13 protein-coding genes are annotated in these 13,566 nt (G+C 66.5%); 5 read left to right on the top strand and 8 right to left on the bottom strand.

The genetic code is table 11. The features are described from left to right. Positions 1–12: 12 nt before the first annotated feature. Positions 13–525 (bottom strand): carboxymuconolactone decarboxylase family protein, encoded by a 513-nt coding sequence (locus tag AC07YR_RS15410; protein WP_494734487.1) that lies wholly within the window; start codon positions 523–525, stop codon positions 13–15. 260 nt (positions 526–785) lie between these two features. Here AC07YR_RS15410 and AC07YR_RS15405 point away from each other — a divergent pair, with 260 nt between their 5' ends. Together AC07YR_RS15405 and clpB are read left to right on the top strand one after the other, a co-directional pair. Continuing rightward, complete coding sequence (locus AC07YR_RS15405) at positions 786–1,637, top strand: S1 family peptidase (RefSeq protein WP_494734486.1); 852 nt, start codon at positions 786–788, stop codon at positions 1,635–1,637. A gap of 219 nt (positions 1,638–1,856) precedes the next feature. Then, a complete protein-coding gene (clpB, locus tag AC07YR_RS15400) occupies positions 1,857–4,523 on the top strand; it encodes an ATP-dependent chaperone ClpB (protein ID WP_494734485.1) in 2,667 nt (888 codons plus the stop codon). A 47-nt stretch (positions 4,524–4,570) separates the two neighbouring features. Here clpB and AC07YR_RS15395 read toward each other — a convergent pair whose 3' ends face one another. Beyond that, a complete protein-coding gene (locus AC07YR_RS15395) occupies positions 4,571–5,296 on the bottom strand; it encodes a septum formation family protein (RefSeq protein ID WP_494734484.1) in 726 nt (241 codons plus the stop codon). Positions 5,297–5,589: 293 nt separating this feature from the next. Here AC07YR_RS15395 and AC07YR_RS15390 point away from each other — a divergent pair, with 293 nt between their 5' ends. Further along, positions 5,590–5,823 (top strand): DUF3073 domain-containing protein, encoded by a 234-nt coding sequence (locus tag AC07YR_RS15390; RefSeq protein ID WP_055802618.1) that lies wholly within the window; start codon positions 5,590–5,592, stop codon positions 5,821–5,823. Positions 5,824–6,001: 178 nt separating this feature from the next. Here the strand turns inward: AC07YR_RS15390 and AC07YR_RS15385 are convergent, their stop codons facing one another. Beyond that, on the bottom strand, positions 6,002–6,796 hold the full coding sequence (locus tag AC07YR_RS15385) for an alpha/beta fold hydrolase (protein ID WP_494734483.1): 795 nt from the start codon (positions 6,794–6,796) through the stop codon (positions 6,002–6,004). A gap of 171 nt (positions 6,797–6,967) precedes the next feature. Between AC07YR_RS15385 and AC07YR_RS15380 the strand changes: the two genes are divergently transcribed. After that, positions 6,968–7,810, top strand: coding sequence for a VOC family protein (locus AC07YR_RS15380; RefSeq protein ID WP_494734482.1), 843 nt, complete (start codon positions 6,968–6,970; stop codon positions 7,808–7,810). A gap of 80 nt (positions 7,811–7,890) precedes the next feature. Here AC07YR_RS15380 and purM read toward each other — a convergent pair whose 3' ends face one another. From purM to uraD, 5 genes are read right to left on the bottom strand one after another with little or no spacing between them, the layout of a single operon-like run. Next, positions 7,891–9,045, bottom strand: a complete 1,155-nt coding sequence (gene purM, locus AC07YR_RS15375) for a phosphoribosylformylglycinamidine cyclo-ligase (RefSeq protein ID WP_055802615.1) — start codon at positions 9,043–9,045, stop codon at positions 7,891–7,893. Then, the gene (gene purF, locus AC07YR_RS15370; protein ID WP_055802612.1) at positions 9,042–10,694 is read right to left on the bottom strand and encodes an amidophosphoribosyltransferase; all 1,653 of its coding nucleotides are present in this window, start codon (positions 10,692–10,694) and stop codon (positions 9,042–9,044) included. The genes purM and purF overlap by 4 nt, the downstream gene beginning before the upstream one ends. A 47-nt stretch (positions 10,695–10,741) precedes the next feature. Further along, a complete protein-coding gene (locus AC07YR_RS15365; RefSeq protein WP_055802611.1) occupies positions 10,742–11,092 on the bottom strand; it encodes a hypothetical protein in 351 nt (116 codons plus the stop codon). Between the two features lie 51 nt (positions 11,093–11,143). Next, positions 11,144–11,485: a hydroxyisourate hydrolase gene (uraH, locus tag AC07YR_RS15360; protein WP_494734481.1), complete on the bottom strand. Its 342-nt coding sequence runs from the start codon at positions 11,483–11,485 to the stop codon at positions 11,144–11,146. After that, complete coding sequence (gene uraD / locus AC07YR_RS15355) at positions 11,482–11,979, bottom strand: 2-oxo-4-hydroxy-4-carboxy-5-ureidoimidazoline decarboxylase (RefSeq protein WP_436058869.1); 498 nt, start codon at positions 11,977–11,979, stop codon at positions 11,482–11,484. The genes uraH and uraD overlap by 4 nt, the downstream gene beginning before the upstream one ends. Before the next feature lie 283 nt (positions 11,980–12,262). Here uraD and AC07YR_RS15350 point away from each other — a divergent pair, with 283 nt between their 5' ends. Beyond that, positions 12,263–13,528, top strand: coding sequence for a GAF domain-containing sensor histidine kinase (locus AC07YR_RS15350; RefSeq protein WP_436058868.1), 1,266 nt, complete (start codon positions 12,263–12,265; stop codon positions 13,526–13,528). Positions 13,529–13,566: the final 38 nt, after the last annotated feature.

Below are 13,566 nucleotides of genomic sequence, written 5' to 3'. Positions count from 1 at the left end.
AGCCCTGCCCGGTCAGCCCCGCGCGGCGAGATCCTCCTTGGCCTCAGGCCGCACGGGGTGCTGGCTGGTGATGGATACGCGGTTGAAGGCGTTCATCGTAATCACCAGCCAGCTCACCGCTGAGTATTCGGCCGCGTTCAGGTGCTGCCGGGCGTAGGCATCCTCCCGTTCACGGGTGTGGGCATCGGGCAGGGTGGTGATGGACTCCGCCAGCGCCAGGGCCGCGCGTTCCTGCTCCGTGAACAGCGCAGTGTCCCGCCAGGCGGCCAGCACCGCAAGCCGCTGGGTGGTTTCACCCTTTTTGACGGCATCGGCAACGTGCATGTTCAGGCAGTAGGCGCAGCCGTTGATCTGCGAGATGCGGACGTTCAGCAGCTCGGTCAGGGCCCTGCTGATGCCGGCTTCATCGGCAGCCTCGCGTGCTTTCAGGCCGAGACCGTTCAGCGCCCGCCAGACGGCCGGGTTCTCCTTGTCGATGAAGATGTGCTGGGCGGTGGGGGTGCTGGCGTCCTGGGTGTGCTCCATGGCTCCCACAATACCCACCGCGGTATGACTGCTTTTGTCATCTTCGTGACATGCTGGCAAATGCATTGTAGTGTCGTTACCGGACCGTCTGCCCGCCTCGCGGTGGGCGGCGGTCCACCAGAGAAGTCTCTGTGTGGAAGGTCACTGCGATGCGCCTGCCACGCCAGCCGGAGGGCGGTTCCTTGGGGGAACCGCCCTCCTGCGTGTCCGGGCCGGCTGTTGCGTGAGGGCTAACTTTTCCGGGGCGCGAGTCCTACCATATGAAAATGCGTTGCCGCCTGAAGGCCCGGGTTCTCCGCGCTTTGCGTGTGACGGCTGCCGCTGCACTTCTCATATCCCTGACGTCGCTGCCGGCGTCGGGGGCGCCGGCGTCCGGTGCGCTTACGTCGCTGCCGGTTTCCGGTGCGCTCCCGGCGCCCGGTGCGCCGGACCCGGGCCTCGTCGGACCCTCGCGCGGCGGGACGGACATTGCCGGCGGCGAGACGGTTTCCATCGACGAGGCACCCTTCGCGGTGCAGATCGCCTACGACACCGCCGGCACCAGGGTGGCGTGCACGGGCAGTCAGATTTCAGCCAACTGGGTGATTACGGCCAGGCACTGCGACTCCGCGAGCCTTCGTTCCGTCCGGCTCGACACGCCGTACCTCGGTGCCGGGGGTGTGGTCCGGACAATCGCGGCCCGCTACCCGTCGCCAGTGGGCGACGTACTGCTGCTCAAGCTCTCCACCCCGCATCCCGCAATCTATGCCGGCCTGTCCCGGACCTTCCCGGCGGCGGGATCGCCTGCGCGCGTATTCGGCTGGGGTGACGAGACTGAGGGCGCCGGCGCCATGTCCGTCCAGGTCAAGGCTGCCGGAGTGGAGGTGTCGGGGCAGGGTTCGGACGCTTTTGGCGGCTTGTCCGTGCGGACGCAGTCGCGGACAGGGCACCCGCTGGCGGGGGACTCCGGCGGACCCCTCATCGTCGGCGGAAGACTGGTGGGCGTGCTGTCGACGTCGAGCGTTCTGCCTGGCGGCCTGCCGTCCAGTTTCACCGGCTTCTACAACGACCACGCTGCCGTCTCCCGGCATCTGGGCTGGATTACGCTCGTCACCGGCGTCGGCGCCGACTAGCCGCCGATCATCCGGTGGCACAGCGTCGGTGGCGCAGGGTCGGTGGCGCTTTGGCCACGCCGGGAGCGCTGCCGGGGCGCTGCGTTCGGGGGCGGGGGCCGATCGCCCCTAGACAGCCATTTCGCCGTCGGCAAACATGGACCTTGAGGCCACGTCCGGCAAAGTTGAGTCATGTACACTCAACTTTAAGAGTTGATCTATCCCCGAAAGGAGCTCTCTTTGGACGCCAAGTTCACCACCAAGAGCCAGGAGGCTCTTTCGGCAGCAGCCATGAACGCCTCCACGGCAGGAAATCCCCAGGTTGAGCCGGCCCACCTGCTCAAGGCGCTGATGGACCAGCGCGAGGGCGTCGCCGTCGCGCTCCTCCGCGCCACCGGCGCCGATCCGGATGCCGTCAGCGTCCAGGCAAGTACCGCCATCAAGGCATTGCCGGCGTCGTCCGGCACCTCGGTGCAGCAGGCCCAGCTGTCCCGCACCGCCCTGCAGGCCATCAAGAACGCCCAGAATGAGGCCGACAAACTGGGGGACACCTTCGTTTCCACCGAGCACCTGCTGCTGGGGCTCTCCGCCGGCAGTGACGCCGTCGGGAAGCTAATGCGCGACGCCGGTGCCTCCCACGAGGCCCTGCTCGCCGCCCTGCCGGGTGTCCGAGGGGACCGCAAGGTCACCAACGCGGACCCGGAGAACACCTTCCAGGCGCTGGAGAAGTTCGGCACGGACCTCACCGCGATCGCCCGCTCCGGAAAGCTGGACCCGGTGATCGGCCGTGACGCCGAGATCCGCCGCATCATCCAGGTACTGAGCCGACGCACCAAGAACAACCCGGTGATCATCGGCGAGCCGGGTGTCGGCAAGACCGCCGTGGTCGAGGGGCTGGCCCAGCGGATCGTCGCCAACGACGTGCCGGAAAGCCTGCGCGGCAAGACCCTGATTGCCCTGGATCTCGCCTCGATGGTGGCCGGGGCCAAGTACCGCGGCGAGTTCGAGGAGCGGCTGAAGGCCGTCCTGGAGGAGATCAAGAGCTCCGAAGGGCAGATCGTCACCTTCATCGACGAACTCCACACCGTGGTGGGTGCAGGCGCCTCCGGGGACAGTTCCATGGACGCCGGCAACATGCTCAAGCCCATGCTGGCCCGCGGTGAGCTGCGCCTGATTGGCGCCACCACGCTGGACGAATACCGCGAAAACATCGAGAAGGACCCCGCCCTGGAGCGCCGCTTCCAGCAGGTGTTTGTGGGCGAGCCGAGCGTGGACGACACCATCGGCATCCTCCGCGGCCTGAAGGAACGCTACGAAGCCCATCACAAGGTGTCCATCGCGGACTCCGCCCTGGTGGCTGCCGCGACGCTCTCCAACCGCTACATTTCGGGCCGTCAGCTGCCGGACAAGGCGATCGACCTCGTGGATGAGGCGGCCTCCCGGCTGCGCATGGAGATTGATTCCGCACCGGAGGAGATCGACCAGCTGCGGCGCCAGGTGGACCGGCTGACCATGGAGGAACTGGCCCTCGCCAACGAGAAGGATGCCGCGTCCGTGGAACGCCTGGCCGCGCTGCGGGCGGACATGGCGGACAAGAAGGAAGCCCTGTCCGCGCTGAACGCCCGCTGGGAAGCTGAGAAGGCCGGACTCAACCACGTCGGTGACCTCAGGGCCCGGATCGACGAGCTTCGTTCGGCTGCGGAGAAGTACCAGCGCGAAGGAGACCTCGCAGCGGCCTCCCGCATCCTGTACGGCGAACTTCCCGCACTGGAGCGCGAGCTGTCCGCCGCGGCCGAGGCTGAGTCAGCCCGGGTGGCAGGCGGCGGTGCGAAGCAGGAGCTCATGGTGGCCGATGAAGTCACGGCGGGTGACATTGCCGAGGTGATTTCCGCCTGGACCGGCATTCCGGCCGGGCGCATGCTGCAGGGCGAGAGCCAGAAGCTGCTGCACATGGAGGAGGAGCTCGGCAGGCGGCTGATCGGCCAGAAGAAGGCCGTCACCGCGGTGTCGGACGCCGTTCGCCGTGCGCGCGCCGGCATCAGCGACCCCAACCGGCCCACCGGTTCGTTCCTGTTCCTGGGTCCCACCGGCGTAGGCAAGACCGAGCTGGCGAAGGCCCTGGCGGACTTCCTGTTCGATGACGAACGCGCCATGGTGCGGATCGACATGTCCGAGTACGGGGAGAAGCACTCCGTGGCACGGTTGGTCGGCGCCCCTCCCGGCTACGTGGGCTACGAGGAAGGCGGCCAGCTGACTGAAGCCGTCCGCCGTCGTCCTTATTCCGTGGTGCTGCTGGACGAAGTGGAGAAGGCCCACCCCGAGGTGTTCGACATCCTCCTGCAGGTGCTCGACGACGGCCGCCTCACCGACGGCCAGGGCCGCACCGTGGACTTCCGCAACGTGATCCTGGTGCTGACCTCCAACCTGGGCAGCCAGTTCCTGGTGGACCAGACCCTGGATGCCAACGCCAAGCGCAGTGCCGTGATGGCCACCGTGCACGCGTCCTTCAAGCCGGAATTCCTGAACCGGCTGGACGAAGTGGTGCTGTTTGACGCGCTGGACGTCGAGGAGCTGGCCCGGATCGTGGAACTCCAGGTGGCCGAACTCGGCAAGCGGCTGCGTGACCGCCGCCTTGAGCTGGAAGTCACCGAGGGTGCCCGCGCCTGGCTGGCCATGACGGGCTTCGATCCCGCTTACGGCGCCCGGCCGCTGCGCCGGCTGGTGCAGCGCGAAATCGGCGACAGGCTGGCCAAGGCCATCCTCGCCGGCGACATCGCCGACGGGGACACTGTGCTGGTGGACACCGCGGCCGACGTCGACGAGCTCACCATCGCGAGCCTGGAGCGCCAGGACCGCGATGGCGGTGCCCTCGCCGGCAGCGGGCTGTCCGTGCGGCGGAAGGGCTAGGGGAGCGTTAGGGCGGGCCGGCTGGCTGACTGGCTGCGGGGGTAGTCCTAGGGGATGAGGGATTCCATGATGATGTTGCCCTTGTCCGCGGTGACATAGCAGTCCACCCGCCGGTCGCCCTGCTCCCAGCTGGTGTCGCTCGGGTATGCGTTGCGCTGCATGAGGACGTAGTTGGCCACGGCGTCGGTGAGTCCGGCGTCCTGGCAGATCTCGCGGCCCTTCTCGCGCAATGCGGCAATGCCAGGGTAGGAGTCCGATTCCGGGAAACGGTACACGGCAACCAGCTGCGCCGAGTGGCCGGTGGTACACGCCACCACCCGTGACTCCGTGGCTTCCGGATCGAAGTTCTCGAAGCAGTCGCCCAACTGGTAGTCCAGCGCGCTCACGCCATCCTGCGGAAGCTCGCCACGGGTCGGCTGCGCGGACGGTGATGTTGACTCCGACACAGCCGGGGCAGGGGGCTGGTTGGCGGCTTGCTCATTGCCGCTCGCGATCAGGGTGGCCAGCCACCACGTGAACAGGCCCAGCAGCACCAGTCCGGCCACCACGAAGCCGACCTTGAACAGGGTTTGCCGTGGCTCGCCCGATTCCGGGGCCGGCTTGACGTCCGTGACGTCTGTGTTCTCTGTGTCGTCTGTTACGTCGAAGGCGGGCGGCAGGACGGGGAGGCTGCTGGTTGGCGGCCGGGAAGGTGGCGGGGGAACGACCGGTGGCATTCCGGCGCGCGGGGATGTCTCTTGGTTCCCTGTGTCCGTTCCGTTCTGGTCATTCACGTGAAGATTCACCCTTCCCGGCGTCGCAATCCTTGGCTTTTTCCTTGGATGAGGGCAGCCGATGGGCCGCCCGGCTGGAGTCGCCCCAAACGACTCTACCGAAGAAAATCTGCGGACCGGAGACGGTCCGGACCTGCGCAAACGTGGCGAGTGTTCTCCTGGGGCCCGTTCCGGGGCGCAGTTACCGCTGAAAGCATGTAATCTAGGTGTACGACAAATTGACCAAACATTCCGGGGCCTCACTAACGCCAATGGTGACCACCTCCGGTCCGAGTACAAAAGGGGGTCACGCCATGGGGCGCGGCCGTCAAAAGGCAAAAGCTACCAAGCAGGCTCGGGATATTAAGTACTATTCCCCGAACACCGACTACTCTGCGCTTCAGCGTGAGCTCAAGAGCACTGAGGGTCGTGCACCGAGCCGTTTCTCGAGTGAGCCGGTCGAACCGGATTATTCGGCTTATGTGGATAAGTACGCGGATGATTTGGAAGAAGACGACGACGAGGTTGACACCCGTCGAATCGGTTAGTTGTCGCCCACTGAACCTGCCGTAAGGCACTCAGTGGCGTGCCGCCGTCGTACCATTCACCACAGTGATCCGTACGGCTCTTCGGCTCTTCTTTTCCAGCACCCCGGGTGCTGACCTCAGATATTGGGCCCGTCAGGCCACGCCGGTTTCCGGTGTGCCCTGACGGGCCTTTCTGTTGTCACCCCGGGACGTCACCCGGGAGCGTTTTCGCCCGCCGTATCGGCATCAGTGTCCGGGGCGCGCCGGTGGCGGCCAGGAAAGCAAGGATGAGGCGGTTGAGGGCTTCCGGCTGTTCCAGGGGAAGCCCGTGCGAGGCCGCCGGAATCACCGCCAATTGGCCATTTGGCAGGGCCTCGTACAGGGAAACCGTGTGCGGCAGGGTGACGAGATCGTCGTCGCCCACCACGACGAGCACCGGCATGCTGATCCGGGCGATGTCGGCCGTCGTCAGAGTGGGCTCCGAAGCGAACATCCGGAAACTCTTGTTCATGACAACTTCCAGATGCTCAGGCCCGTCCGGGGACCGCGCCATATAGGCTGTGCCAAGTTCCTGCGGCACGGCGGAGCCGGGGTCCATCTCGACGGGGAGGGTGCCCTCGAAGTTGTAGTTTGCGCCCACCACCACGAGTTTCCGGACCAGGTCCGGGCGGCGAAGAGCAACCAGCAGTGCAATGATGCCGCCGTCGCTCCACCCGACAAGGTGGGCCGGCCCGCCCACCACTTTCCCAAGCACGCCGATCGTCTCGTCCGCCATGTCCGCGTAATGGAAGTCTGCCTCCGTGTCCGCGGTATAGCCGTGACCGCGCCGGTCGAAGGCCAGGACGCGGAAACCATTGGACAGCCCCGGACCTATGCTGTTGAGCAGATCGTCGCTGTTGCCCAGGCCGCCGTGGAGCAGCAGGAGCGGCTCCCCGTTGCCTCCGCGGTCCTCCACCCAGGTGGGGTGCCCGTTAATGTCCACGCGGCTGGCCATGGCTCACTCCGTTCCGGCGGTCCTTCGGCGGCGGTGAACCGTCGTTGCCGCCATAGTCCTCCGCCGGGCCGCTTGTTGTCAGTGCCGGAGCCCCGTACTAGGTTGATCGTGGGCTGTCCCGCTGCCGGGCCGGCGCGGTTTCGAATATTAGGGTCGAAGGGAAATGATTTCATGACCGGTCGCACCACCTTCAACGCGGGCGAGATCTGCTGGACGGACCTGCAGACCAAGGATGTGGAGGCCGCAAAGGCTTTCTATGCCGCCGTGTTCGGCTGGCGCTATGAGGACTTGCCCACTCCGGACGGGCGAAGCTACTCCAAGGCCTTTTTGGGCGACGACCTCATCACGGTCATTGCCCCCCAGAACCCCCAGCAGGAGTCCTCCGGCACGGCCGCGCAGTGGAACATCTACTTTGCTGTCGCTGATGCCGGAGCCATCGTGGAGGAAACGCCGCACGCCGGCGGCGCGGTGGAGTTCGGCCCCGAGGAGGTGGAGGACACCGGCGTCATGGTGTTCCTGGCGCCACCCGGCGGCGGCACCACCGGCGTGTGGCAGCCGGGAACGCATACCGGCACCGCAAGGTACAACGAGTCCGGGGCCCTTGCCTGGGCGGAACTGCTGACTCCCGAACCGCAGGCCGCCGTCGCCTTCTTCCAGCAGCTGTTCGGGCACGAGGTCACCGAATACCCGCAGGACGACGGCGGAACGTACACCACGCTGATGGTGGACGGGGCGGAGGTGGCCGGGATCGCGCCGCTCCCGCTGGAGGACGAGGAAGATGACGAGGGGGCGGCCACGGGAGCCGACCCGGAATCCGACACGGAAGACGTCCTTCAGGCTGGCTGGCAGGTCTACTTCGGCGTCGACAGCATCACGGAGGCGGTGGCCGCTGCGGTGGCCGCTGGAGCCGTCATCCTGGTCGAACCGGCAGGTGACGGTGACGACGAGGACGCCGGCAGGGTCGCCACGCTGAGCGACCCGCAGGGCGGAATATTCAGCCTGCTGGAGGTTTAAACAGATCGAGTGCTCCGCAACCGCCGTTATGGACCTGCTAAACGGCGGTTGCGGAGCACTCGATGAGAGTTTAGGAACCCTTAGGCGTAGGCGTTCACCAGTCGGACTGCGCCGCCGTCAACACCCTTGGCACCCTGGACGTAGTCCGGGCCGGTCTTCACGATGGAGTCCGAGTTCTCTTCGACGGTGCCCATGATCCAGGACGGCAGGCCGCGGTCGTTGAGGCGGTTCACGGCGGCGTCCGCAGCCTCGGGGGAGACGATTGCCACCATGCCCACGCCCAGGTTCAGGGTGCGCTCGAGGTCCGCCAGCGGGACGTTGCCCAGTTCCGAGACCAGCTTGAAGATGGCGGGAAGTTCCCACGTGGCGCGGTCCACCGTGGCGATGAGGCCCTGCGGGAGGACGCGGGCCAGGTTGGCTGCGAGGCCGCCGCCGGTGACATGGCTGAAGCCGTGGACAGCCTTGCCGGCCGCGGATCCGTTCACGGGGAACGTGCGGGCCAGGTCCAGGCAGTCGGCTGCGTAGACGCGGGTGGGTTCGAGCAGTTCCTCGCCCAGCGTGCGTCCGAGTTCGGAGACCTGGCGGTCCAGTGCCCAGCCGGCGTGGTTGATGACGCGGCGGACCAGGGAGTAGCCGTTGGAGTGCAGTCCGGAAGAGGCCATGCCGATCACAACGTCCCCCGCGCGGACGCGGTCCGGGCCCAGCAGATCGGAGGCTTCAACAACACCGGTGGCGGCACCGGCGACGTCGTACTCGTGCTCACCCAGCAGGCCAGGGTGCTCCGCGGTTTCGCCACCCACTAAGGCAGTGCCGGCCACGGAGCAGGCTGCTGCGATGCCGCGGACGATGTCCGCAATGCGCTCGGGGACAACCTTGCCGCAGGCGATGTAGTCGGTCATGTAAAGCGGCTCGGCACCCACCACCACGATGTCGTCCACCACCATGCCCACGAGGTCGAAGCCGATGGTGTCATGGATGTCCATGGCCTGGGCGATCGCCACCTTGGTGCCCACACCGTCCGTGGACGTGGCAAGCAGCGGCCGCTTGTAGGTGAGGAGCTTCGAAACGTCGTAGAGGCCGGCAAAGCCGCCCACTCCGCCGATCACCGAGGAATTGTGGGTTGCCTTGACGGCGTCCTTCATCAGTTCAACAGCGCGGTCTCCCGCTTCGACGTCAACACCGGCGGAGGCGTACGTGATGCCGGCGTTCTGGGCGGAGGAAGATGCGGAAGTCATACGGACTCTTTCTTGTCAGCGGTCAGACGATCGGCGTCGGTCAGCAGGTTCTCGAACTCGGCATCCGGTCCCGGGTCGCAGCCCGTGGCGCCGGGTTTGCCGGCCGGATCCTCGTCGGAATCCACGGCTACGGCGGTGGATTCCGGGGCGCTGGCGGCCGATCCTGCGGCAGGAAGGCCGCCGAGGTCCGTGCGCTCCAGCAGGTTCTTGCCGAGCTTGTCCGCGCCGGGCAGCTCGATGGGGTACTTGCCGGTGAAGCAGGCGGTGCAGAGACGCTCGCGCGGCTGACGCGTAGCGTCGATCATGCCGTCTTCGGAAATGTAGGCCAGCGAGTCGGCGCCGATGGCCTGGGAGATTTCCTCGATGGTGGCGCCGTTGGCGATCAGCTCAGCGCGGGACGCGAAGTCGATGCCGTAGAAGCAGGGCCACTGCACGGGCGGGGAGGAGATTTTCACATGCACCGAGGCGGCACCGGCTTCGCGGAGCATCCGGACGATGGCTCGCTGGGTGTTGCCGCGGACGATCGAGTCATCCACTACAACAACACGCTTGCCGCGGATCACGGACTCGAGGGCGTTGAGCTTGAGCCGGATGCCCAGCTGGCGCAGCGTCTGCGAGGGCTGGATGAACGTGCGGCCCACGTAGGAGTTCTTGACGAAACCGTGCGCGAAGGGAATGCCGGATTCCTCGGCGTAGCCCACGGCAGCCGGGGTGCCGGACTCCGGGACCGGGATGACGATGTCCGCTTCCTGGGTGTTTTCGCGGGCCAGCTGGCGGCCCATCTCCACGCGGGATTCGTAGACGGAGCGTCCCGCGATGGCGGCGTCCGGACGGGCGAGGTACACGTACTCGAAAACGCAACCCGCCGGCGTCGGCTCCGCAAAGCGCTGGGACCGCACGCCGTCCTCGTCGATGGCGATGAATTCGCCGGGTTCGATTTCGCGGATGAAGCTCGCGCCCACAGTCGCCAGGGCCGACTGTTCGGAGGCGACAACCCAGCCGCGCTCCAGCCGGCCGAGGACCAGCGGGCGGATGCCGTAGGTGTCCCGCGCCGCATAGAGGGTGCCTTCGTCCATAAAGACGAAGCAGAAGCCGCCCTTGATCTTGGGCAGCAGCTCAATGGCTGTCTGTTCGAGGGACTTGCCCTCTTCGCCCTCCAGCAGTGCCGTGACCAGGGCGGTGTCCGAGGTGTTGCCCTGCTTCATTTCGCCGCTCAGCTGGCCGCCGGTGCGGTCGTTGATCATGGCGTTGAGCTCGGCAGTGTTGGTGAGGTTGCCGTTGTGGGCCAGTGCCACGGTGCCCGTGGCGGTAGCGCCAAGCGTGGGCTGGGCATTGGCCCAGTGGCTGGCGCCGGTCGTGGAATAGCGGCAGTGGCCGACGGCCAGGTGCCCGGTCAGGGTGTTCAGCGTGGTCTCGTCGAAGACCTGGGATACGAGGCCCATGTCCTTGTAGACGTTAATCCGCTTGCCGTCGCTGGTTGCTATGCCAGCCGACTCCTGACCGCGGTGCTGCAATGCATACAGCCCGTAATAGGTGAGTTTTGCTACTTCTTCACCTGGTGCCCAGACCCCGAAGACGCCACAAGCGTCCTGAGGGCCTTTTTCGCCAGGGAGAAGATCATGAGAAAGTTTTCCATCGCCGCGTGCCACTGGTCGATTATCTCACGTGATGGGGTAGGACTTTCCCGGCCGCCCGATTATGACTGACGGCCAGCCTGGGTGCCGCTGTCCCCGCCGTCGTCCGGTTCGCTGCCGGCGTCGGTCTCCGGGACGGCTTCGACGACGGCGTGTTCGGCGCGGCGGACGCTGAGCCGGTCCAGCAGGAGGGCAACAATGGCGCCCAGAATCACTCCGCCGGCGCCGAAAAGGACCATAAAGAAACCGAAGACGGAGCTGGGTTCGTAGCTCGGGTCCCCGGGCAGCGCAAACGCGATGACTGCCGCAACGATGATGCCCACGAGTCCGCCGAGTATGAGGAACGGCACGTATTTGGGTGCCCGGCGCACGGTGATTTCGCGCCGTTCGGCGGGGGTGTCTTCAGAAGCCATGCCATCTAGCCTACTGCCCGGGGTTGAATGGGTCGGCCGCCCCGGCGTCGTCTAGCTGCCGCGGTACGTCGAGTAGGCGAACGGGCTCAGGAGCAGCGGCACGTGGTAGTGCTCGCCGGCGTCGGACACGGTGAACACCAGATCCACCTCCGGGAAGAACGTGGCCGTGCCCAGGTCCTCGTAGTAGGCGCCCGTGGCAAAGTTGAGCCGGTACGTCCCGGCCGGCAGGAGCTCCGGACCAAGGTCCTTCGCCCTGCCGTCGGCATCCGTGGTGCCCGAAGCAACGAGGTTCCAGTCGCCGCCGTCGCGCGCGTAAAGTACGACGGCGACGCCGGCAGCCGGGCGCCCGGCCCCGGTGTCCAGGATGTGGGTGGTCACCTGTGAAACGGTCATTCGCTGATCACTCCTTCGAGCCGGAGCAGGGCGATTTCGCGCAGCTGCTGGGCCACTATGGCGTCTTCTTCTTCGGCAGTGTGGTTGAGGCGCTCGTGCAGTGCCGCCAGGATTTCCGGAGCGGTCCGCCCGGCCGCGCGGATCAGGAACACCCTGCCGAACTTTTCCTCGTAGGCACGGTTGCCTTCGGCGAGTGCCGTCGTGATTTGCCGGTCCGCGGGATCCACGCCTGCCTGTTCCGAGCGGGACATGGAGGCCTCCGTGGTGGAAGCCGTGGGCCGTTCCCCGATCCGCGGGTGGTGGGCCATGGCGGCTTCCACCTCGTCCGGCGTAAACGGGTCGGCGGCGTTGCGGGCGAAGTCCAGCAGGGCCTCGCTGCTGGCGAACGGGCGTGCGTCCGCGATCTGGTCCACCCAGCGCCGGACGTCGATGCAGGGGCGAAGTGCCGCGGTGACTTCCGCGCGGTCCGCCCCGTTGAATACGGCAAGCTGCATGCTTGTTCATCCCTCGTGCAAATGCTGGCATCCATGGCGTCGGCTATGCGGACAAGGGGCTGCCCCGATGCAAAAGCCGCCGCGGCCCGTTTCTCGCCGCAGCATTACTTCTACATTCCGCATCATGGAACTGTTATTTCAGCATGCGTAATAGTCAACCCGAAATTTGCGCTTGGTGTCAAGAGACTACAGCACCCCGGTTGGCGGCATTCCGCTCCGATAGACTCCTGCTGGGGGGACTGCGGCGCTTGGCCGGCTGTCCTTATTGGTGGGAAGGACTCCAGTGGCTCAAGCAGATGGGCACAGCCTTGTTAGCGCTGACCTTGAACGGCGCTCCGTGCTGGGCGAATACGGACTATTGCCGCGGGATCCGGCCTCCGCCGAGGACGACATCGCCAGCGCCAGCGCCACCGCCGCGCGGGCCCTGAACTTCCTGGTGGACCTTGCCGCGAAGCTTTGCGGCGTCCCCTTTAGCGTCGTCAACATTATCGCTCCCGGGCAGCAGGTCCAGCTTGCGGCCGCGGGCCTGGCGCCCGGACTGTGCGCACGGGAGGACTCGATGTGCGCCATGGTTTTCCAGCACGGCGGCACCACCGTGGTGCCAGACGCTTCCGCCGATCCGAGATTTGCGGACAACCCGTTTGTGACCGGCGAAATTGCGAATGTCCGGTTCTACGCCTCCTCGCCGCTGCAGACCAGTTCCGGCTTCGCGCTGGGCTCGCTGTGCGTTTTCTCCGACGCGCCGGCCACCATCTCTGCAGAGCAGATCGCCATGCTGGACGTCCTGGCGGCACAGGTGGTGGAAGTGCTGGAACTACAGCACCGCACGCTGCAGCTCCAGCATGCCCTGGAGGAACTCGGGCGCAGCAACCGCAAACTGGCGGAGTTCGCCGGACGCGTCAGCCATGACCTTCGCATCCCTCTCACTACAATCCTTGGCTACGTGGAACTGAGTGAAGACGACGACGACATCCGCCCGGACAGCCCGGCGGCAGGCTATCTGCAGCGCATCGGGGGCAGCGGGCGGCGGATGCTCGCCATGCTGGACGACGTCCTCAGCTACTCCCAGGTGGGCGGAATGCTGCGTCCCCGGCCGGTTTCCCTGCAAAGGGCAGTGGCCGAGGCAGTGAGCGACCTGGGCGACGGATTCGGCGCCGGCGCCTCGCTGGAATGCGAGGATGCTGAAGTGGTGGCTGATCCGGCGCAACTCAGGACGCTGCTGCAGAACCTCCTGGGCAATGCATCCAACTACCGCCGCCCCGGTCAGAGCCTCAAGGTCCGGGTTGATGCCGTGGCCGATGACCGCGGCGTCGTCGTGCGTGTGGCGGACAACGGCAAAGGTGTCGGAGCCGCCGACCGCGAACGGGTCCTTGAACCGCTGGTCCGGCTGCATCGCCCCGGCGACGCCCCGGGTTCGGGCCTGGGGCTCGCCACCTGCGTGCGGATCGTCCATTCACACGGCGGAGAACTCTCCCTCGCGGAAACGCCCGGCGGCGGGACGACTGTTTCGGCGCTCTTCCCGAAAGGCGGCCGGGATCAGTCCGCTTAAAGCCTTCCTCAGGGCCTCCCTTCTGTTGCTCGCACTGG

This window comes from Arthrobacter sp. GW460-12-1-14-TSB2, from assembly GCF_059423525.1.
This window is presented reverse-complemented; position numbering and strand designations above follow the sequence as displayed.